Source organism: Streptomyces macrosporus, assembly GCF_039533145.1.
Taxonomy (GTDB): Bacteria; Actinomycetota; Actinomycetes; order Streptomycetales; family Streptomycetaceae; genus Streptomyces; species Streptomyces macrosporus.
On the sequence record NZ_BAAASZ010000006.1, the window covers coordinates 179,384 to 199,256 of the forward strand.

20 protein-coding genes are annotated in these 19,873 nt (G+C 73.1%); 1 reads left to right on the top strand and 19 read right to left on the bottom strand.

The features are described 5' to 3' along the window. Window positions 1–142: 142 nt before the first annotated feature. Window positions 143–736, bottom strand: coding sequence for an NADPH-dependent FMN reductase (locus ABD335_RS03775; RefSeq protein ID WP_344320589.1), 594 nt, complete (start codon window positions 734–736; stop codon window positions 143–145). 90 nt (window positions 737–826) lie between these two features. Here ABD335_RS03775 and soxR point away from each other — a divergent pair, with 90 nt between their 5' ends. Then, a complete protein-coding gene (gene soxR / locus ABD335_RS03780) occupies window positions 827–1,279 on the top strand; it encodes a redox-sensitive transcriptional activator SoxR (RefSeq protein WP_344320590.1) in 453 nt (150 codons plus the stop codon). Between the two features lie 157 nt (window positions 1,280–1,436). On the opposite strand, the gene ABD335_RS03785 is transcribed toward soxR, so the two are convergent. The 18 genes from ABD335_RS03785 to ABD335_RS03870 form a co-directional block, all read right to left on the bottom strand. Beyond that, window positions 1,437–2,441, bottom strand: coding sequence for a Gfo/Idh/MocA family protein (locus ABD335_RS03785; RefSeq protein WP_344320591.1), 1,005 nt, complete (start codon window positions 2,439–2,441; stop codon window positions 1,437–1,439). After that, entirely contained in the window at window positions 2,438–3,874 is a 1,437-nt protein-coding gene (locus tag ABD335_RS03790; RefSeq protein ID WP_344320592.1) for an NDP-hexose 2,3-dehydratase family protein, read from the bottom strand. The genes ABD335_RS03785 and ABD335_RS03790 overlap by 4 nt, the downstream gene beginning before the upstream one ends. Continuing rightward, window positions 3,871–5,190, bottom strand: a complete 1,320-nt coding sequence (gene rfbH, locus ABD335_RS03795) for a lipopolysaccharide biosynthesis protein RfbH (RefSeq protein WP_344320593.1) — start codon at window positions 5,188–5,190, stop codon at window positions 3,871–3,873. Before rfbH ends, ABD335_RS03790 begins: the two co-directional genes overlap by 4 nt. Beyond that, window positions 5,183–6,220, bottom strand: coding sequence for a dTDP-glucose 4,6-dehydratase (gene rfbB / locus ABD335_RS03800; RefSeq protein ID WP_344320594.1), 1,038 nt, complete (start codon window positions 6,218–6,220; stop codon window positions 5,183–5,185). Before rfbB ends, rfbH begins: the two co-directional genes overlap by 8 nt. After that, complete coding sequence (locus ABD335_RS03805) at window positions 6,217–7,272, bottom strand: glucose-1-phosphate thymidylyltransferase (protein WP_344320595.1); 1,056 nt, start codon at window positions 7,270–7,272, stop codon at window positions 6,217–6,219. The genes rfbB and ABD335_RS03805 overlap by 4 nt, the downstream gene beginning before the upstream one ends. A gap of 73 nt (window positions 7,273–7,345) precedes the next feature. Continuing rightward, a complete protein-coding gene (locus tag ABD335_RS03810) occupies window positions 7,346–7,954 on the bottom strand; it encodes a dTDP-4-dehydrorhamnose 3,5-epimerase family protein (RefSeq protein ID WP_344320596.1) in 609 nt (202 codons plus the stop codon). Window positions 7,955–7,957: 3 nt separating this feature from the next. Further along, window positions 7,958–9,106 carry a DegT/DnrJ/EryC1/StrS aminotransferase family protein gene (locus ABD335_RS03815; RefSeq protein WP_344320597.1) on the bottom strand — a complete coding sequence of 383 codons (1,149 nt, stop codon included), beginning with the start codon at window positions 9,104–9,106 and terminating at the stop codon, window positions 7,958–7,960. Window positions 9,107–9,190: 84 nt separating this feature from the next. Next, a complete protein-coding gene (locus ABD335_RS03820; protein WP_344320598.1) occupies window positions 9,191–9,781 on the bottom strand; it encodes an NADPH-dependent FMN reductase in 591 nt (196 codons plus the stop codon). 63 nt (window positions 9,782–9,844) lie between these two features. After that, on the bottom strand, window positions 9,845–11,119 hold the full coding sequence (locus tag ABD335_RS03825) for an activator-dependent family glycosyltransferase (protein ID WP_344320599.1): 1,275 nt from the start codon (window positions 11,117–11,119) through the stop codon (window positions 9,845–9,847). Beyond that, window positions 11,116–12,012, bottom strand: a complete 897-nt coding sequence (locus tag ABD335_RS03830) for an SCO6745 family protein (protein WP_344320600.1) — start codon at window positions 12,010–12,012, stop codon at window positions 11,116–11,118. Before ABD335_RS03830 ends, ABD335_RS03825 begins: the two co-directional genes overlap by 4 nt. A gap of 81 nt (window positions 12,013–12,093) precedes the next feature. Then, window positions 12,094–13,728 carry an MFS transporter gene (locus tag ABD335_RS03835; RefSeq protein WP_344320601.1) on the bottom strand — a complete coding sequence of 545 codons (1,635 nt, stop codon included), beginning with the start codon at window positions 13,726–13,728 and terminating at the stop codon, window positions 12,094–12,096. A gap of 101 nt (window positions 13,729–13,829) precedes the next feature. Beyond that, entirely contained in the window at window positions 13,830–14,309 is a 480-nt protein-coding gene (locus ABD335_RS03840) for a nuclear transport factor 2 family protein (RefSeq protein ID WP_344320602.1), read from the bottom strand. A 176-nt stretch (window positions 14,310–14,485) separates the two neighbouring features. Then, the gene (locus ABD335_RS03845) at window positions 14,486–14,707 is read right to left on the bottom strand and encodes an acyl-CoA carboxylase subunit epsilon (protein WP_344320603.1); all 222 of its coding nucleotides are present in this window, start codon (window positions 14,705–14,707) and stop codon (window positions 14,486–14,488) included. A gap of 71 nt (window positions 14,708–14,778) precedes the next feature. After that, a complete protein-coding gene (locus ABD335_RS03850; protein WP_344320604.1) occupies window positions 14,779–16,326 on the bottom strand; it encodes an acyl-CoA carboxylase subunit beta in 1,548 nt (515 codons plus the stop codon). Continuing rightward, window positions 16,323–17,264, bottom strand: a complete 942-nt coding sequence (gene fabD / locus ABD335_RS03855) for an ACP S-malonyltransferase (protein WP_344320605.1) — start codon at window positions 17,262–17,264, stop codon at window positions 16,323–16,325. Before fabD ends, ABD335_RS03850 begins: the two co-directional genes overlap by 4 nt. Next, entirely contained in the window at window positions 17,180–18,088 is a 909-nt protein-coding gene (locus tag ABD335_RS03860) for a 4'-phosphopantetheinyl transferase family protein (protein ID WP_344320606.1), read from the bottom strand. Before ABD335_RS03860 ends, fabD begins: the two co-directional genes overlap by 85 nt. After that, entirely contained in the window at window positions 18,085–18,480 is a 396-nt protein-coding gene (locus ABD335_RS03865; RefSeq protein WP_344320607.1) for an acyl carrier protein, read from the bottom strand. The genes ABD335_RS03860 and ABD335_RS03865 overlap by 4 nt, the downstream gene beginning before the upstream one ends. Beyond that, window positions 18,477–19,802 (bottom strand): MFS transporter, encoded by a 1,326-nt coding sequence (locus tag ABD335_RS03870; protein WP_344320608.1) that lies wholly within the window; start codon window positions 19,800–19,802, stop codon window positions 18,477–18,479. The genes ABD335_RS03865 and ABD335_RS03870 overlap by 4 nt, the downstream gene beginning before the upstream one ends. Window positions 19,803–19,873: the final 71 nt, after the last annotated feature.

The window sequence follows — 19,873 nt, forward strand, 5'->3', positions numbered from 1 at the left end:
CCCCCACCGCCGGATGCCCCTCCCCCGCGGGCCGCCTCCGGGCGGCCCGCGGAACTCCCCCCACAGCGCCGCCGACCGGCCCCCACCCGGTCGGCGGCGCGTTCTCGTCGGCGTCCCGCCCCGCCGCGCGGCGGGGGTTCGGTCAGGCCGTGTACGGGCGCTGCCGGCGTCCCTCGCGCAGCACGGTGCCCCACCAGTCCATCTGGGAGAGCATGTCCTTGGCCGCCGAAGCGGCGGCCTCCTCGTCCCGCGGCTGTCCGTCCGGGCCGAAGACGTCCCAGGCGTTGTGGAAGCTCAGGGAGTTGCGGACGGTCATCGCGTGCACCTCGGCGAACACCTGGCGCAGGTGCTCCGCCGCCCGCAGACCGCCGCCCTGGCCCCCGTAGGAGATCAGACCGACCGGCTTGGCGAACCACTCCTCGCGGAACCAGTCGATCGTGTTCTTCAGCGACGCGGGGAAGCTGTGGTTGTACTCGGGCGTCACCACGGCGTAGGCGTCCGCCCGGGCCACCCGGCGCGACAGCTCCTCCCGGATCCGGGCCGTCTCCGCGTCCGGCTCGGTGTCCCAGCCCGGCATCACCACGGGCAGCGGCCAGTCCGCCAGGTCGATCACGTCCACGTCGAACCGGCCGAACTTCTCGGCCTGGGTCACGAACCAATTGGCCACGGTCGGTCCGAAGCGCCCTTCGCGGACGCTTCCGATGATCACGGCGAGGCGCAGGGGGGTGTCGGTCACGGCATTCTCCTGGGTCTTCTCCGGCGATTTCCCGCTGACGCCTCAAGCTTGCAAGTTGAACAAAGGTTCAAGTCCAGTACTCTGAGCGACATGTCGTCGGTCTCTTGGTTGTCCCGGGAACTCACGATCGGCCAAGTGGCCGAACGCAGTGGCATCAGCACCTCGGCACTCCGCTTCTACGAGCGCAACGGACTCATCCACAGCAGGCGGACCAGCGGGAACCAGCGGCGCTACCCCCGCGACACCCTCCGCCGGATCGCGTTCATCCGGGCGTCGCAGCGGGTGGGGATCTCCTTGGAGAGGATTCGTGCCGTCATGAGTCTGCTCCCGGACAACCGCACCCCCACCCGGGAGGACTGGGCGCGCGTCTCCGACTGCTGGCGCGAGGACCTCGACACGCGCATCAGGCAGCTCGAGGAGCTCCGCGACGACCTCACCGAATGCATCGGCTGCGGCTGTCTCTCCCTGGAGCGTTGCGTTCTGGCCAATCCCAACGACGTGTACGGCGAGTCCCACAGCGGCAGCCGCCTCACCGGGGGATGACGGGCGGGCCGGCGGGGTGAGGCGCGGACGCCCCGGGGGAGACGACGGGGCGCCCGCGCGGTCGGTGGGCGGTCGGCCCGCGGAGCGGCCGTGGGCGGCCCCGCGGTGCCCGCGTCACACGCCGCCGGTCCGGGGACCGGACCCGGCGGCGTCACGCTCACGGGCCTCCGTCACGCCGCGTCGGTCCGGCGTCGGCTCGGCCTCGGCTCCTCCCCAGGATCTCCTCCAGCAGGTCGGCCTGCCGCAGACAGGCGTGCCCGTCGGGGACCGTCCCGGCCCGCACCGCCCCGGCGAAGGCCTCGACCGTGCCCGCGACCTGGTCGTACGGGTCCAGGCACAGCTCCTCGCTCCCCGTCCCGCACTCGATCCGAAGGCGCGGGACGTGGTCGGCGGCCGGGGTGAAGGCCCGGTCCAGGACGATGCGTCCGCGGGACCCCACCAGCTCGCACACCGACCGGTAGCCGTGGTCGAGCCCGAAGGCGAGCTGGGCGGTGACCCCGTCGGGCGTGCTCAGCAGCGCGGCGCCGGAGACGTCCACCCCGTGCCGGGGGTCGTCGGTGAGCACCGCGCCGGCGACGGCGAGTTCGGACCCCAGGTAGTGCAGTGCGGCCCGGACCGGGTAGACGCCGGTGTCCCACAGGGCACCGCCGCCCAGCTCGGGGCGGTACCTGATGTCGTCCTCGGGACGCCGGGGAACGGTGAACTCGGCCCGCAGGGAGCGCAGTTCGCCGATGGTCCCGTCGGCCAGCAGCTTGCGGACCACCGCGTGCTGCGGGTGGTGGACGAACATGACGTTCTCCATCAGCGCCAGCCCGCGCTCCCGGGCCAGCTCCAGCAGCCGCCCGGTACGGTGCCGGTCGGTGGTCAGCGGCTTCTCGGCCAGGACGTGCTTGCCCGCCCGCAGCGCGGCCTCGGTCCACTCGGCGTGCAGCGCCGCGGGCAGCGGGACGTACACCGCCTCGACCGACTCGTCCTCCAGGACGGCCGTGTAGCCCTCGACCGCGCGGCAGCCGTAGGGCCGCGCGGTCTCCTCGGCCCGCCGCCGGTCCCGGGCGGCCACCGCGACCAGTTCGGTCCGCTCCCCCGCGGCGAAGGCGGGGAGCATCCGGCGGCGGGCGATGTCCGCGCAGCCCAGCACCGCGATCCGCACCGGGGCCGTCACAGCTCCACCGCCCCGGTGTTCAGGGCGGCCAGCAGGGTGCGGGCCTGCACGTTCACGTAGTGCCCGTGCCGTACCAGGGAGGTGAGCTGGCCGGGGGTGACCCAGCGGTAGCCGGGCGGCGGGTCCGCGGGCACCTGCGACTCGTCGACCTCCACGAACAGGTAGCGGGACTCGGCGTTGAGGAAGCGACCGCCCTCCTCGGAGTGGACCGCCTCGTAGCGGACGCGCTCCGGCGGCGCGGCCAGGACCAGGTCCAGGAAGGGCGGGCGGTCCGCACGGGGCAGGTGGGCGTAGTTGCCGGGGGTGTACTGGACGGTGGGCCCCAGCTCGACCGTGTCCAGGAAGCCGCCCTCGACCCGGGCGTGGGCCAGCAGGTGCGGCACGCCGTCGAACCGCCGGGTCAGGAAGGCGGTGACGCCGAGCCCGACCGGTTCGAACAGCGGCTGGGTCCAGCCCTTCACCTCCCGGTTGCCCGCCTCCACGGAGACGGCCACCACCCGGAAGTACCGGCCGTCCGCGTGGTGGATGGACGACTCGTCCCTCACCCAGCCCGCCACCCGGCTCAGGGGGACGCGCTCGGTGCGCACCTCGTGGCGCGAGCGCTCCCCGGTGAACCAGGACAGCAGGTCGGTGTCGGGGTGGAGGGCGCGGCTCTCGACGTCCGCCACCGGGGCGCAGGCCAGCACGGTGCGGGCGTCCATGTTGACCACGTTGTCCGCCCGCAGCAGCTCGCCGATCTGCCCCAGGGTCAGCCAGCAGAAGTCGTCGTGCGCGGGCACGTCCCCGACCGCCTCGACGAGCATGTTGCGGTTGCTCTTGCGCAGGAACCAGGAGCCGTGCTCCGACTGGAGCACGTCCGCCAGCACCCGGCCCTCGCCGGGGCGGGTGAAGTGCTCGACGTACCGCACGTTCGCGCCCCGGTGGACGCGGGTGTAGTTGGACCGGGTGGCCTGCACCGTCGGGGAGAGCTGGAGGAGGTTCCGGTTGCCCGGCTCCATCTTGGCCTGCATCAGGAAGTGCAGCACCCCGTCGAACTCCTTGGCCAGGATGCCCAGGATGCCCACCTCGGGCTGCCGGATGATCGGCTGCTCCCAGCGGCGGAACGGCCCCTCGTCCACCTCGACGCGCAGTCCCTCGACGGTGAAGAACCGGCCGCTGCGGTGCACCAGGTCCCCGGAGTCCGGGGCGAAGGACCACCCGTCCAGCTCGGCGAACGGTATCCGCTCCACCGCGAAGCGGTGGGCGCGCCGACGCTCCGCCAGCCAGTCGGCGAAGTCCTCGGTGCGCAACTGCGCGCCTTCCGCCCGCTCGGCGGCGGAACGGGCCAGCCGCTCCGGCAGCCGGTCGTCCCGCCGGGGGCGCACCGCGCCGGCCGCCCCGGCCGCGCCCGCCGAGGAGGCGGGCGCGGCGGTGGAAGTGGTCGTGACGGTCATCCGTTCCTCCGGACGAACTCCTTCACCGAGGCGGCGACGTAGTCGATCATCTCGTCGGTCAGCCCCGGGTAGACGCCGACCCAGAAGGTCTGCTCGGTGACGATGTCGCTGTTGGTCAGCTCCCCGACCACCCGGTGCGGCCGGTCGACGTAGGCCGGCTGCCGGGTGAGGTTGCCCGCGAACAGCCGCCGGGTGCCGATCTTCCGCCCCTCCAGGAAGTCCACCAGCGCCGCCCGGCTGAACGGCGCCCCGGGATCGACGGTGATGACGAACCCGAACCAGCTCGGGTCGCTGCGCGGCGTGGCCTCGGGCAGCAGCAGGTGCGGCACGCCGTCCAGCGCCTCCCGCAGCCGGCGCCAGTTCCGCCGCCGGGCGGCGCAGAAGTCGTCGAGCTTGTCGAGCTGGGTCAGGCCCAGGGCGGCCTGCAGGTCGGTCGCCTTCAGGTTGTAACCGACGTGGGAGAAGATGTACTTGTGGTCGTAGCCGTGGGGCAGTTTCCCCATCTGGTAGTCGAACCGCTTGAAGCAGGTGTTGTTCTTCCCCGGCTCGCACCAGCAGTCCCGGCCCCAGTCGCGCAGCGACTCCACGACCCGCGCCAGCTTCAGGTCCGAGGTCAGGACGCAGCCGCCCTCGCCCATCGTCAGATGGTGCGCCGGGTAGAAGCTGACCGTGGTCAGGTCGCCGAAGGTTCCGGTGAGCCGCCCGTCGTAGGTGGAACCCACCGCGTCGCAGTTGTCCTCCACCAGGAACAGGTCGTGCTCCCGGGCGAGCTGCGCGACCTCCGCCACCTCGAACGGGTTGCCCAGCGCGTGGGCGATCATGATGGCGCGGGTGCGCGGGCCGATGGCGGCGGCCACCCGGTCGGCGGTGGTGTTGTACGTCCCCAGTTCCACGTCGACGAAGACCGGCACCAGGCCGTTCTGCACGATCGGGTTGACCGTGGTGGGGAAGCCCGCCGCCACGGTGATCACCTCGTCGCCCGGCTTCAGCCGCCGGTCGCCCAGGACGTGGGAGGTCAGCGAGGTCAGGGCCAGCAGGTTGGCCGAGGAGCCGGAGTTGGTCAGGTGCGCCTTGCGCCGCTTCAGCAACCGGGCGAAGCGCGCCTCGAACCTCCGGGACCGGTCCCCGGCGGCGATCCGCAGGTCGAGCGCCGCCTCCACCAGCGCCACCCGGTCCTCGGCGTCCAGGACCGCGCCCGAGGGCCAGATCTCGGTGACCCCGGGGACGAAGCCGCCGTCGTTCTGGACCTCCAGGTGGTACTTGCGGGTCTCGTCCAGGACCAGCGCCCTGTGGTCACTCGTCCTGTGGTCACTCATCTCCGCTTCCCTTCGTGTCGTCGGCGCTGTGGGCGGCACCGTCCTCGGCCCCGCGGTCGGCGCGGCCGTGCTTGAGGGGTTTCCACCAGGCGGGGTTGTCGCGGTACCAGGCGACGGTGTCGGCCAGGCCCCGTTCGAACGGGACCCGGGGGGCGTAGCCGAGCTCCTCGCGGATCTTGCCGTCGTCCAGCGAGTACCGCAGGTCGTGGCCCTTGCGGTCGGGGACGTGGCGGACCATCGACCAGTCCGCGTCGCACAGCTCCAGCAGCAGCTCGGTGATCTCGCGGTTGGTCCGCTCGTCGCCCCCGCCCACGTTGTAGACCTCGCCCGCCTGGCCCCGGGTCAGCACCAGGTGGACGGCCCGGCAGTGGTCGTCGACGTGCAGCCACTCCCGGACGTTGCGCCCGTCCCCGTACAGCGGGACCGGCTCGCCCTCCAACAGGTTGGTCACGAACCGCGGGATCAGCTTCTCCGGGTGCTGACGGGGCCCGTAGTTGTTGGAGCAGCGGGTGATCGACACGTCCAGGCCGTGGGTGCGCCAGTAGGACCGGACCACCAGGTCCGAGCCCGCCTTGGACGCCGCGTACGGGGAGTTGGGCGCCAACGGCCACTCCTCGGTCCACGAGCCCTGCTCGATCGATCCGTACACCTCGTCGGTGGACACGTGCACCACCCGCTCCACGCCCGTGCGCAGACAGGCGTCCAGCAGCGTCTGGGTGCCGAGCACGTTGGTGCGGACGAACTCCGCGGCGGACTCCAGCGACCGGTCCACGTGCGACTCGGCGGCGAAGTGCACCACCGCGTCGTGGCCGGGCAGCACCTCCAGCAGCAGCGGCAGGTCGCAGACGTCGCCCCGGACGAACTCCAGCCGCGGGTGGGAGGCCGGCAGGTTCTCGCGGTTGCCGGCGTAACCGAGCTTGTCCAGCACGGTCACCCGGGTCCGCTCGTAGCCGCGGTAGCCGCCCTCCAGCAGGGTGCGCACGTAGTGCGAGCCGATGAAACCGGCGCCGCCGGTGACCAGGAACCTCATGCCGCCACCTCGATCCGGGTGTGGTCGCCGACCACCAGCCGGTGCCGGGCGGAGGCCCCCACGACGGCGTTGCGGCCGATCAGCGAACCGTACAGGTCGGGCACGCTCGTGATCGACGCGCCGTCCAGCACGATGGACTCGGCGATCCGGGTGTCCCGCAGGACGCAGCCGCGTCCGACGGAGGTGCCGGGGCCGACGTGGCTGTCCTCGACGACCGAGCCGGCGCCGATGATCGTCGGCCCCTCGATCCGGGAGCGCACCACGCGGGCGCCCTCCTCCACGACGACCCGGCCGTCGATCTCGGTGCGCCGGTCGACCTCGCCGACGAGACCGGGACGGAGCTGCTCCAGCAACCGGCGGTTGCACTCCAGCACGTCCTCGGCCCGGCCGGTGTCCTTCCAGTAGCCGTCGTACTCGCTGGCGCGGATGGCCCCGCCGTGGGTGAGCATCCACTGCAGCGCGTCGGTGATCTCCAACTCGCCCCGCGCGCTGGGACGGATGGCACGGACCGCCCGGTGGACGGCGGCGGTGAAGAAGTACACGCCGATCAGGGCCAGATCGCTACGCGGCTCCCGCGGCTTCTCCACCAGGCGCGTCACCCGGCCCTCGGAGTCCAGTTCCACGACCCCGAAGGCGCGCGGGTCGGGCACCTTGTGCACCACCACGTGGGCGTCCGGGCGGTGCGTGGCGAACTCCTCGGCGATTCCGGCGACCCCGTCCGGCAGCATGTTGTCGCCGAGGTACATCACGAAGTCGTCGTCGCCGAGGAACGGCCGGGCCAGTTGCACGCAGTGCGCCAGCCCCAGCGGCTGTTCCTGCGGGATGTAGGTGACGCGCACCCCCAGTCGGGAGCCGTCGCCGATCACCGCCTCGATCTGCTGGGCCCAGCCGCCGACGATCATGCCGACCTCGGTGACGCCCAGGTCCCGGACGTTCTCCAGCACGTGCTCCAGAACCGGCTTGTTCGCGATGGGGATGAGCTGTTTGGGCATGGAGTAGCTGAACGGGCGCAGGCGGGTGCCCGACCCGCCCGACAGCACCAGGGCCTTCATAACGGTTCTCTCCTCACAACAGCGGTACGGAGGGGGCGGCCGGAACAGACGAGGTCGGACACGGCCGCGGCGGTCAGGCCGCCGGCGCCGCGGCGAGCCGGTGTGCCTGGAGGGATTCCTCCCAGGTGGCGAGCAGTCCCGCACCCATCGCCTCGGCCACCGTGGGGGCCCTGGCGTCCTTCTCGGACATCAGCGGACGCTCCGTGAACCCCCAGGGGAGAGCCAGATCGGGGTCGAGCGGATCGATGTCGATCTGGGTGCCCGGCACGTGCTCGGTCGAGAGCACGTAGCAGATGCACGTGTCGTCGGTCAGGGCCAGGAAGCCGTGGCCGACGCCCTCCGGTACGTACACCGCGCGGCCCGAGACCGCGTCCAACTCGTTGACCTCGTAGCGGCCGAAGGCCGGCGACCCGACGCGCAGGTCGACGACGATGTCCCGCAGGGCGCCGCGCACGCAGGTGACGTACTTGGCCTGGCCGGGCGGGATCGCCACTCCGTGGATGCCGCGGAGCGTGTTGCGCCGCGACACCGAGTAGTTGATCTGCCGGGGCACGAAGGGGTGCCCCAGCACCTTCTCCAGTTCCCCGGCGCGCATCCCCTCGTGGAAACTGCCGCGCTCGTCGCGGAGCAGGTCGGGGACGAGGGTGTACGCGCCGGGTACGGCCGTCTCGACGATCCGCATCGGTCAGCTCCCGCCGGACGACCGGTTCTCCACCGCCTTGCGCAGTTCGTCGACCACGGTCCGCACCTCCGCGTCGTCCAGCCCCTGGTGCAGCGGCAGCAGCAGGGTGGACTCCGACGCCTCGTCGGTGCCGGGGAGCGCGCCGTGACCGGTCCCGTAGGCGGGGACCTTGTGCAGCGGCGGGTAGCGGAAGGTCGTGTAGATGCCGCGTTCCAGCAGGTCGGCGGCGATCCGGTCGCGGACGGCCGGGTCGAGCTGCACCCAGTAGAAGTAGTACGAGCCGGTGTGGCCGTCCGGGAGCCTCGGCGGCAGCCGTACGCCCTCGACGTCGGCGAGCAGCCGGTCGTAGGTCTCGGCGATCTCGCGCCGCCGGGCCACGAACTCCGGAAGCCGTCGAAGCTGGACGCTGCCGATGGCCGCGGTGACGTCGTTGCCGATGATCCGGCGGCCGAAGTTCCGCACGTCCAGCTCCCACCAGCGGTGGGAGACGCGGGCGGCGGAGAAGCCGCTGGCCTGCTCCAGGCCGTGGTAGGCCAACCGGCGGGCCTTGCGGGCGAGTTCCGGGTCGCGGGCCCAGAAGGCCCCGCCGTCCCCGGTGACCAGCACCTTCATGGAGTCGAAGCTCCACACGCCCAGATCGCCGAAGGTGCCGCAGGCGGTGCCGTCGGCGGTGGAGGCCACGGCGCACGCCGCGTCCTCGATCAGGGTGATGCCGCGGCGGCGGCACAGCTCGGCGATGGCGGCGATGTCACCCGGGTGGCCCCCGTAGTGGAGCACCAGCACCGCCTTGGTCCGGGGGGTCAGCGCGCTCTCGACGTGGGCGGCGGTCGGGTTGAGGGTGCGCGGGTCGACGTCGCAGAACACCGGGCGGGCCCCGGTCGCCGCGACGGCGTTGGCCGCGGCCACGAAGCTCACCGAGGGCAGCACCACGTCGTCGCCCGGACCGAGCTCCAGCAGCTCGGTGGCGAGGAAGAGCCCGGCGGTGCAGGAGTTGATGAACAGGACCTGGTCGGGCCCGGTGCCGAGGTGCTCGGCGAACTCGGCCTCGAACTTCTTGGTCCTCGGCCCGTGGCCCAGCCAGTTGCTCGCGAACACCTCCGCGACGGCCGCGGCCTCCTCGTCGCCCAGACTGGGCTGGAATACGTTGATCATTCTGTGCCCCTCACAGGAATCCCTCCGGGGAAACGCGACCGGGCGGCAGGGGTTCCACCCCTGCCGCCCGGTCTCGATCCGGCGTCAGCGCCGGTACGGAACCTTCTCCCGGGCCTCGCGGAGCGCGCGGGCCCACCACACGAGCTGGTCGAGCAGGACCTTGGCCGCCCCCTCGCTGCCCTCCGGGGCCGTCGTGCCGTCCTCGTCGAAGGCCTCCCAGGCGTTGTGGAAGCTGAGCATCTCCCGGACGGTCATGGCGTGCACCTCGGCGAACACCTGGCGCAGGTGCTCGGCCGCCCGCAGGCCGCCGCCCATGCCCCCGTACGAGACCAGGCCGACCGGCTTGGCCGTCCACTCGTCCATGAACCAGTCGATGGTGTTGGTCAGGGCGGGAGAGGTGGTGTGGTTGTACTCGGGGGTGATCACGACGAAGGCGTCGGCGGCGGCGAGCCTGGCCGACAGCCGGGCCCGCACCTCACGGGTCTCCGGGTCGGGCTCCTCGCCGAAGGGCGGCATGCGCAGGGGCAGGGGGTGGTCGAGCAGGTCGATCAGGTCGACGCTGACCTCCCCGTGCCGCTCCGCCTGGCCGACGAACCAGCGCGCCACCGTGGGGCCGAAACGTCCACCGCGCACGCTGCCGATGATCACGGCGAGCTTGACGGGATTCTCCGGCACGGCTGACTCCTCCTGTGGAATGTGGTGAACGGTGATGTCGGTTCGGTCCCGGCGGTCCCGAGGTCAGCCGCGACCGCGGTGCTCCTCGGTGAGCCTCTCCAGGACCGGGACGAGGCCGTCCGGGCCCGGCGCGGACAGCAGGTCGGCGTACAGGGCCTCGGCGCCCCGGCGGAAGGAGGGCTCCTCGACCAGCCGCATCATCCGCTTCGCCAGCCCGGCGCCGGTCAGCGCCGTGCGCTCGACGGCGAGTCCCGCGCCGAACTCCTCGACGTAGCGGGCGTGGTCCACGAAGTCGCCGCCCTGCTTGGGGACGACGAGCTGCGGAACCCGGTGGGCCGCGGCGGCCACGAAGGTGCCCGCGCCGCCGTGGTGGACGATCGCCGAGCAGGTGGGCAGCACCAGGTTGAGCGGCAGGTAGTCGACGGTGCGCACGTTGGCGGGGACCTCGACCCGGGAGGCGGCGAGCTGGTCCCGGTCCAGGGTCGCCACCAGTTCGACGTCCAGGCCGGCCACCGTCTCCAGCAGCTCGGCCACCGGGACGTCGTCGTCGGCGAAGAACTTCCTGCCGCTCACCCCCAGCGTCAGGCACACCCGGGGTCGCTCCGGCCGCTCGCGCAGCCACTCCGGGACGGCCGCGGCCCCGTTGTAGGGCACCCAGCGCACCGGCACGTAGTTCAGGTCGACCGGCAGCCGCAGACGCTGCGGCGTCGGGTCGACCGTCCACTGGCCGACCAGCAGTTCCTCCGCGAAGTCCTGGCCGAAGCGCTCCAGCAGGGGGCGCATCATGGCGGCCATCAGGTCCTCGTGGGGCTCGGTGTCCGGCAGGGCCAGCCGCTCCCTGAAGCGCGCCCTGGCCCAGCCGAAGTGGTCCAGGCCCCACAGGAGCCGCGCGTGCGCGGCGCCGCACGCGCGGGCGGCGACGGGGGCGGGGAAGAACAGCGGATCCCAGAGCACCAGGTCCGGCCGCCAGGCGCGGGTGAACTCCACCAGGGCGTCCGTCACCGTCGGCCGGTCCCGGTCGGTCCGGTAGTAGGTCGCGAACGGCGCCATCAGGTAGTACCGCAGCGCGGTGCGGAGGTTGTCGTCGTCCGGGTCGAGCGCCAGGGCCTGTGTGATGCGCTCCAGGTCCGGGTTGTCCGCCGCGGCCCGCACCGAGGCCGCCAGGTCCGCCTCCTGACCGAGGGGCACCGCGGTCAGGCCGGTGGCGACGACGGCGTCCGCGATCTCGGGGTGCGAGGCGACGCGCACCTCGTGCCCCGCGCACTGCAGCGCCCAGGCGATCGGCACGATCGGGTACAGGTGCGCCGCGGCCGGCATGATCGTGAACAGCACCTTCATCGGGGCGTCTCCTCCCCGCCGTTCCGACCGGTGAAGAAGCCGAGCAGGACGGGAGGGAAGACGCCCGAGTCGGCGGCCTCGGCGACCAGGCCGTCCGCCAGCTCCGTGAGGCGCTCGGTGGCCTCCGCCCCGAGCCGCTCGTACGGGGCCAGGTCCATCCGGTCCGTGGTCTCCTCCAGGTCCCGGCGCAGTCGGTGCCCCGCGGGGGTGAGCGTGCCCTCGGCGGTCATCAGGCCCCGGGCGCGCAGGCGCTCCTCGGCGGCGGACCAGTCCGCGTCGGTCCAGCCGCGCTTGGCCATCACGATCTCCCGGGGCATGCCCTCCCCGCTCGCGCTGTGGGAGACCAGGGCCTCCAGCCCGTCGAGTCCGGCCTCGCCCAGGGCCGCGATGTGACCGTCGCCGCGGTGCTCCCGCAGCAGGGTCGCGGCGTACCACAGGGCGAGGTGGGGCTCGTCGGGGACGGGCTTGTCCGCGTGGGCGGCGTAGAGGGGGCGCCCGGGCCTGCGGCACCCCTCGGCGGCCCGCAGGGCGAGCCGGGCCGCCTCGGCCACCTCCGGGCCGGCGACGGTCCGGTCGCCGAGGGCCTGGCGCAGCGTGGCGTCGGCGGCACGCAGCCGGGCGGCCCAGACCTCGTCCGGTGACACGTGCTCCCACACCCGCGGCACGTGCCGGGCGACGAGGTCGTGGTGGAAGCTGTAGAACGTCGCGGTGACCGGCCCCGGACCGACCGGTCCCAGGGCCGCGGCCCGGCCGGCCAGGTAGGCGGCCATGGAGTCGTCGATCCCGTACCCGGCGAGTTCCTTGTCCAGGTACGGGGTGAAGTAGACGGTGGAGTGCAGTGCGTTGAGGGCGCCGTGGCAGCGGCGCACTGCGCCCAGAGACGGTGCGGTCATCTGTGCGGTGCCTCCGTCGGTTCGGTTCGTCTCCCGGGTGCGTCCTCAGCGCACCGCCCGGGACGTGGTCGCGGACGCGCTTCAGGGGCGGCTGCCGTGGGCGCTGTCCTTGTTCTCCCGCGGGGTGTCCTCCCGCGGGGTGTTCTCCGGCCGGCCCTCGCCGTCCTCCGGCGGAGCCTCGCCGTGCCCCTGCGCTCCCGCGCCGACCGGGACGCGGCGCAGCGTGGTCATCACCAGCACCACGAGGCCCAGGGTGACGACGCAGCTCAGGAAGGCCGTGGTGTGCAGGGCGCCGGTGAACGCGTCCCGGGTCCCCTCCAGCAGCCGGGCCGCCTGCTCCGCGGGCAGCCTGCCGGCGACGTCGACGGCGCCGCCGAGGGTGTCGCGTGCGGCCTCGGCCGCGTCGGCGGGCAGCCCGTCGGGGACGGCGTCCGCCGCGTCGGCCCGGTACACGGCGGTTCCCACGCTGCCGATGACGGCCAGCCCCATCGCCAGGCCGAACTCGCTGCCGGTCTCGGAGACCGCCGAGGCCGCCCCGGCGCGCTCCGGCGGCGCGGAACCGATGATCATGTCGGTGGTCAGGGTCATCGTCGGACCGAGCCCGAAGGAGCTCACCACGAAGCCGGTCACCAGCACCGCGAGTCCGGCGTCCCCGTCCACCTGGGTCATCGTGGCGAAGCCCAGGGCGGCCAGGACCAGGCCCACGGCCATCGTGTACGCGGGGCGCAGCGTGCGCACGACCACGGGCGCCAGCATCGCGCCGACGATGCCGGAGACGGTGGAGGGCAGGGTCCACAACCCGGCCTCCAGCGGGGAGAGGCCCTCCACGAGCTGGAGGTACTGGTTGATGAAGAACTGGGTCCCCGCCATCGCGAAGACCCCCAGGGTCTGGGTGGACAGGGCGGCCGAGAAGGTCCGCTCGGAGAACAGCCGCAGGTCGATGAGCGGATCGTCGAGCACGCGCTGGCGCCGCAGGAAGAGCGCGCCGACGGCGAGGCCGACGAGGACGGCCACCGCGGCGATCCCGTCCGCGCCGTGCTCGGCCAGCCGCTTGATGCCGTAGACCACCGTCAGCACGGCCACCAGGGAGAGCGGCACGCTGAGCACGTCGATGCGGCCCGCGCCGGGGGCCCGGTACTCGGGCAGCAGCACCGGCCCGAGGACGAGCAGGAGCAGCATGACCGGCACGGCCAGCAGGAACACCGACCCCCACCAGAACCGCTCCAGCAGCGCGCCGCCGACCAGCGGACCGATGGCGCCGCCCACCATGAAGGTGGTCATCCAGGTGCTGATGGCGAAGGTGCGCTGGGCCGGGTCGTGGAACATGTGCCGGATCAGCGAGAGCGTGGAGGGCATGAGCGTCGCGCCCGCCACGCCCAGCAGACCCCGGGTCACGACGAGCACCTCGGCGCTGGTGGACAGGGCCGCCAGGACCGAGGCGACGCCGAAGGCGGCACCACCCGTCAGCAGCAGCCTGCGGCGGCCGATCCGGTCCCCGAGCGCTCCCATCGTGATCAGACATCCGGCGATCAGGAAGCCGTATATGTCGGTGATCCACAGCAGTTGGGTGCCCGTCGGCCGCAGGTCCGCGCTCAGCACGGGCACCGCCAGGTGCAGGACGGTCAGGTCCATCGAGACCAGCAGGGTCGGCAGGACCAGCACCGCGAGCCCGGTCCACTCGCGCCGCCCGGCCCGCTCGGGGGCAGTCGTGTTCATCAGGGTCAACCTCGTCGTGTCGGATGGGCCGTCCGGGCAGCGCCCGTCCGGGATGGGCTCGTCCGGGCGGGCCGGCCGTGAGCTGACGTCCGCCGGGACCGTTACTCCGGCCTGGGGCCGGTGGACCACGCCACGTGGTATCCCCACCGGCGGATGCGCCAGCCCTCGTCCGTCCGCACGGCCTCTCCCTCGTAGTGGCCGCCGACCTCGAACAACGGGCCGTCCCCGGGGTGCACATGGATCGCGATCATCTGGAAGCGGACGTCCGCCCGGTCCCCGTCCAGGTCGATGAGGTAGTTGGACGCGATGTGGTGGGTGCGGTCGAACTTCTGCTTGGCCCGGTAGTGGAACTCCGCCAGGCCGTCCAGCCCCCTGTGCTCACCGACGGGAAACGTCACGTGGACGTCCTCGGTGAAGAGGCGGCGCGGCCATGTGTCGTCGAAGCCGTTCTCGTCCTGGGTGTCCAGGAGAATGACGTAACGGTCGATGAGCGTGGTGATCTCGGAGCGGTCCGTGAGCACACGGACCTGGTCCCGGAGCGCCGTGTCTGCCGCTTCGGTGGCCATGGTGGACGGGGGCACGTCTCCTCCTGTTTCGGCTTGTCGCCTGGTCGACCACGACGCGACCGAATTCCTCCGGCGGTGCCGCGGCCGTGGGGGGGCGGCGGCACGTGGAACCCGCTTCCGAGGAAAATCCTCACCGCGGTCTCCGCGTGCGGCAACAAATTTGACGAAGAGTTGTATGCGAAGGACTTGATTCACCTGGTCGGGGCCCGCCAGGTGCGTGCCCCGCCGAACTTCCTCTCGCGTTCCGGCCGCGACCAGCGGGCCACCGCCCGCCGTTGTCGGGAGAGGTCGTCCGGCTCGGCCCCGACGGCGGCCGTGCGGGAGAGCAGGACCGCGGTGAGGACGGCCAGTTCCTCGGCGCTGGGGTTTCCCCTGGTCACGCGGAGGAGAGCGGTGCGTTCGGCGGTGGTCATGACGGTCTCCCTCTCTGCCGCCACGGTGCCGCCACGGTGCCGTCGCGGTCACCGGGCGGCCGCGGGGGCGGTCACTGGGGCGGGTTGCCGTGCTTGCGGGCGGGCAGGTCCGCGTGCTTGGCGCTCAGCATCGCCAGCGATCGGACGAGGACCGCCCGGGTCTCCCCGGGATCGATGACGTCGTCCACCAGACCGCGCTCGGCCGCGTAGTAGGGGTGCATCAGCTCGGCCTTGTACTCCTTGATGCGCTGTTGCCGCACCGCCTCGGGGTCGTCGGCCGCGGCGATCTCCCGGCGGAAGATGACGTTCGCGGCGCCCTCGGCGCCCATCACCGCGATCTCGTTGGTCGGCCACGCGTAGGTGACGTCCGCGCCGATGGACTGGGAGTCCATCACGATGTACGCCCCGCCGTAGGCCTTCCGCAGCACCACCGACACCCGCGGCACGGTGGCGTTGCAGTACGCGTACAGCAGCTTCGCGCCGTGCCGGATGATCCCGCCGTGCTCCTGGTCCACCCCCGGCAGGAAGCCGGGCACGTCGATCAGGGTGACGATGGGGATGTTGAACGCGTCGCACATCTGCACGAAGCGGGCGGCCTTCTCCGAGGCGTGGATGTCCAGCACCCCGGCCAGCACGTTGGGCTGGTTGGCCACGAGCCCCACCACCTGCCCGTCGATCCGGGCCAGCGCGCACACCACGTTGCGCGCCCACGCCTCGTGGACCTCGAGGAACTCGCCGTCGTCGACGATCTCCTCGATCACCGCGCGGACGTCGTAGGGGCGGTTCCCGTCGACCGGCACCAGGTCCCTCAGGGCGTCGGTGCGCCGGTCGGGCGCGTCCTCGGGCACCACGGCGGGCGGCAGTTCGCGGTTGTTGGACGGCAGCAGGGAGAGGAGGTAGCGCACGTCCTCCAGGCACTCGGCCTCGTCGTCGTAGGCGAAGTGCGCCACGCCGGAGGTGCCGGCGTGCACGTCCGCGCCGCCCAGCCCGTTGTGGGTGATCTCCTCGCCGGTCACCGCCTGGACCACGTCCGGCCCGGTGATGAACATCTGCGAGGTCTCGCGGACCATGAAGACGAAGTCGGTCAGCGCCGGGGAGTAGGCCGCGCCGCCCGCGCACGGGCCCAGCATCACCGAGATCTGCGGGATCACCCCGGAGGCGGCGGTGTTGCGCCGGAAGATCCCGCCGTAGCCGGCGAGCGCGGTCACGCCCTCCTGGATGCGGGCCCCGGCCCCGTCGTTGAGCGAGACCAGCGGCGCGCCCGCTTCGACCGCCATGTCCATGATCTTGTGGATCTTCTGCGCGTGGGCCTCGCCCAGCGCCCCGCCGAAGATCCGGAAGTCGTGGGCGTAGACGAACACCGTCCGGCCCTCGACCGTGCCCCAGCCGGTGATCACCCCGTCGGTGTACGGCCGCTTGGCCTCCAGGCCGAACCCGGTGGCCCGGTGCCGCCGCAACGGCTCCACCTCGTGGAACGAACCCGGATCCAGCAGCAGCTCGATCCGCTCGCGCGCCGTCAGCTTGCCCTTGGCGTGCTGGCGTTCGGTGGCCTTGGGGTCGGGTCCCTGCCGGACCTCCTCCCTGATCGCCTCCAGTTCCCGCAACCGTTCCGACATCATGCCGCACACTCCTCCGTCCGTTTCGCCGTCGCCCCGTCCTCGGACGGGGCGGTGAGGGCCTCGCAGGCGCGGTCCAGCCGAACCGCGTCACCGGTGGTGTGGATCTCCAACTCCGGGGAGATCCGGCGGCACAGCCCGGCCAGCACCTTGCCGGGGCCGACCTCCACGCAGCGGCTCACGCCGTCGCGGACCATCCGCCGCACCGCGCCGGTCCACTCCACCCGGCCGGCGAGTTGGCGGCGCAGGCAGCCGACCGCGTCCCGCGCGTCGCGGATCGGTTCCCCGGTGACGCTGGAGACCACCGGCACCACCGGGTCGCGGAAGTCCACCGCGGCCAGCGCGTCGGCGAAGTCCGCCTCGACCGACCGCATCAGGGCACAGTGGAAGGGCGCGCCGACGCCCAGGGGGACCACCTTGCGGGCCCCGGCCTCGGTGGCGGCGTGCCCCAGACGCGCGACCGCGGCGGCCTCGCCGGAGACGACCGCCTGGGCGGGCTCGTTGTCGTTGGCGACCTCCACCACCTGCCCGGTCTCCTCCGCCACCCGGGCGCACAGTTCCTCGACCACGGCCAGGTCCAGGCCCATGACGGCGAGCATGGCGCCCGGCACCCGCTCGTTGACCGCCGCCATCAACTCGCCGCGGTAGCGCACCAGGCGCAGGGCGTCGGTCCACTCCAGCACCCCCGCGGCGGTGAGCGCCGCGTACTCGCCCAGGCTGTGCCCGGCGACCACGTCCGGCCGCACCCCCCTGCGCCGCAGCACGTCGAGGGCGGCCATGCTGGTCACGAAGATCGCGGGTTGGGTGACGGCGGTCTCGCGCAGCGCCTCCTGCGGGCCGTGCCGGCACAGGTCGGTCAGCGGGATGCCGAGGATCTCGTCCGCGGGCCGGTAGTAGGCGTCGACCAGGTCGGGCCACCGCTCGGCGATGTCGGCTCCCATGCCCACGCGTTGAGACCCCTGTCCGGGGAAGACGAAGGCGGTTCGGTCCACTGCTGGGGCTCCCTTCCCTCGATGAGTCCGGTGGCGTCCTGGACGTACAGGCAGTCGGCGGGCAGCCAGCGGACGTCGGTGAACCGCACCGACGTGCCGCGGACGGCGGCGGCGGCCACGTGGAGGACGTGGCTGGAGCCGCAGGACACGTTGCGCACCGTCCAGCCCTCCGGGCCGGGGGGCGCGTCCGGCCCGCCGTGCTCGCCCAGGTAGTCGGCGGCCAGGTCACGGCCGAGCCCGATGCCGAGGCCCTTGAGGTAGGCCTCCTTGCGGGTCCACAGCCGCCCGAAGGCCGCCGGGCGTTCGTGCGGTTCCAGCCGCGCCAGTTCCTCCTGCTCGGCCGGGTGGAGGGCGGAACTGCACAGCTCGACCGTCTCCGCCGCCGGCAGCCTCTCCACGTCCACCCCGACCGGCTCGGCGGCCACGCCGAAGAGCGCCAGGCCGTGGCTGTGGGAGAGCGAGAAGTGCAGCGGCGGCGGCTCCCCGGCGACGGCCGGACGGCCGTGCGGCTTGCCGCAACCGGGGCAGGGCTCCCGGACGAAACGGATCTCGCCCGGCGGTATCCGCAGGTACGCGGCCAGCAGCCGGCGCAGCGCGATGTGCGCCGACAGGTACAGCAGTCGGTCGTGTGTCCGTACGAAGGCGTCCGCGCGGGCCCGTTCCCGCTCGTCGAGTTCGGAGACCACCAGCGGGTCGCCGGGGAGCCGGGTCCACGGCTGGCGCAGCACCCACAGGTCGAGCCTGCCCGGCCCCGGCGGCACGAGCGGGGTCACCGCGCACCGCCGGGGGCGACGAGCGCGTCCTCCTCCCCGGTCGGCTCCTCGCCCGGGGCGGTGAGACGCGGACGGTCGTCGAGCCGCAGGGCCAGGTCGGCCGCCAGCCGCGCCACACTGCCGTCCCGCAGGAGCCGGACGACGTCCGGTCCGACCCCCAGGGTGGTCTCCAGCAGCCGTCCGAGGTGGAGGCCCAGGATCGATCCGACGCCCTGGGCGTGCAGCGGGCTGTGGAGGTCGACGCGCCGGCCGGGCGGCAGGTCCAGCAGCCGGGAAAGCTCCCGGACGATGAACTCCTCGATGGTCCGGACGCGTTCGTCGAGGTCGGCGGCGCGCAGCGCGTCCGGGTCGAGCGCCGCGGCCGGGTGGGTGCACGGTTTCGGTGCGATCATCGTCCGTTGCCCTGTTCTTGGGGATGTCCTTGGGAGTGTCCTTGGGGTCGTCCCTGAGGTTGTCCTCGAGGTGCGCGTTCGCCGGCCCCGGCCGTCGCGGACACGCGTCCGCGGGCATCGGACAGCCCGGTGAGCGCGACGAGGAGGCCCAGCAGGCCGAGAGCGGTGACGAGCAGCAGCGCGGGACGGTCGCTGCCGGAGACGCCGCGCAGCGCCGCGACCAGTGACAGCGTCACCGCCGCGCCGGCCTGGACGGCGGTCTGGTAGAGGGCGACGGCCGGGCCGCGAGCGGCGGGCGGCAGACCGGCGGTGGCCTGCATGTTCAAAGCCGCGAAGGAGAGCACGAAGGCGGCGCCGACCAGCAGCAGCGTCGGCAACAGGCCGGCCGCGTAGGAGTCCGGCACGGGCGACGCCGCCCGCAGCGCGTATCCGGTGGCCGCCGCCAGGGCCCCGAGGGCCACCAGCCGGGCCGTGCCGAAGCGCGCGGCCATCCGGCCCGCGTGGAGGGTCGTCAGCGCCGGGGGCAGGCAGGCGGGCAGGAAGGCCAGGGCGGTCCACCAGGGGGACCAGCCCCACTCGGTCTGCACCTCGAAGGTGCTCAACAACAACAGCCCCAGATAGGTGCCGTTGAGCGTCGCCGCACCGGCGGCCGAGCGCAGCAGGGAGCGGTCGCGCAGCAGGTCCGCCGTCCTCGGCGGAGCGGGGCGGTCGGCGCGGTCCGGCGCGTCCCCGGGGACGAGTCGGACCGCGGCCACCAGCAGTACCAGCGCCACCGGGGCGGGGAACACCAGCGTCCAGCGCCAGTCCGCCTCGGTGAGGGCGCCGGAGAGCAGCAGCCCCACGGTGAAGCCGGCCGCGCCGAAGAGGGCGTAGACCGACACGGCACGGCGCTGTTCCGGTCCCTCGGGGAAGACGTCGGCGACGATGGCCAGTCCGGTGGGGGCGGTGAGCGCCGCGCACATGCCCTTGACGACCCGGGTGGCGACCAGCACGGCGATGCCGTCGGCCAGGTATCCGGCCAGGGACGCGGCGACGAAGACGAGCAGGGCGGCCAGGTAGACCGGGCGGCGACCCCAGCGGGCGGTGATCCGGGGGCCCAGGGGCAGCAGCGCGCCGAAGCCGAGGGCGAACCCGCTCATCGCCCACTGCACCGCCCACATCGACAGGCCGAGGTCGGCTCCGGCGGCGGGCAGCGCCACGAGGACGAGGGACACCTCCAGGGCGTCGATGAGCATGTTCCCGGCGAGCACCAGGAGCAGGGCCCACGGCCGTGGGACACGGCCCGTGGACGCGGGGGGCGGGGTGGATGAGGGCGTCGTCATGTCGGTTGCACCGCCGTGGGTTCCGCGCGAGCGGGAGGCAGAGGGGAAGGGGGCTCCGGGCGGGAGGGGGC

Bases quoted from the DNA above. Each gene is read 5' to 3' on its own strand.
- rfbH (WP_344320593.1), bottom strand. From the start codon at position 5,190: ATGAGTGACCACAGGACGAGTGACCACAGGGCGCTGGTCCTGGACGAG.
- ABD335_RS03850 (WP_344320604.1), bottom strand. From the start codon at position 16,326: ATGATGTCGGAACGGTTGCGGGAACTGGAGGCGATCAGGGAGGAGGTC.
- ABD335_RS03845 (WP_344320603.1), bottom strand. From the start codon at position 14,707: ATGACCACCGCCGAACGCACCGCTCTCCTCCGCGTGACCAGGGGAAAC.
- ABD335_RS03830 (WP_344320600.1), bottom strand. From the start codon at position 12,012: ATGACCGCACCGTCTCTGGGCGCAGTGCGCCGCTGCCACGGCGCCCTC.
- ABD335_RS03870 (WP_344320608.1), bottom strand. From the start codon at position 19,802: ATGACGACGCCCTCATCCACCCCGCCCCCCGCGTCCACGGGCCGTGTC.
- ABD335_RS03815 (WP_344320597.1), bottom strand. From the start codon at position 9,106: ATGATCAACGTATTCCAGCCCAGTCTGGGCGACGAGGAGGCCGCGGCC.
- rfbB (WP_344320594.1), bottom strand. From the start codon at position 6,220: ATGAGGTTCCTGGTCACCGGCGGCGCCGGTTTCATCGGCTCGCACTAC.
- ABD335_RS03835 (WP_344320601.1), bottom strand. From the start codon at position 13,728: ATGAACACGACTGCCCCCGAGCGGGCCGGGCGGCGCGAGTGGACCGGG.
- ABD335_RS03865 (WP_344320607.1), bottom strand. From the start codon at position 18,480: ATGATCGCACCGAAACCGTGCACCCACCCGGCCGCGGCGCTCGACCCG.
- ABD335_RS03805 (WP_344320595.1), bottom strand. From the start codon at position 7,272: ATGAAGGCCCTGGTGCTGTCGGGCGGGTCGGGCACCCGCCTGCGCCCG.
- ABD335_RS03825 (WP_344320599.1), bottom strand. From the start codon at position 11,119: ATGAAGGTGCTGTTCACGATCATGCCGGCCGCGGCGCACCTGTACCCG.
- soxR (WP_344320590.1), top strand. From the start codon at position 827: ATGTCGTCGGTCTCTTGGTTGTCCCGGGAACTCACGATCGGCCAAGTG.
- ABD335_RS03810 (WP_344320596.1), bottom strand. From the start codon at position 7,954: ATGCGGATCGTCGAGACGGCCGTACCCGGCGCGTACACCCTCGTCCCC.
- ABD335_RS03790 (WP_344320592.1), bottom strand. From the start codon at position 3,874: ATGACCGTCACGACCACTTCCACCGCCGCGCCCGCCTCCTCGGCGGGC.
- fabD (WP_344320605.1), bottom strand. From the start codon at position 17,264: ATGGGAGCCGACATCGCCGAGCGGTGGCCCGACCTGGTCGACGCCTAC.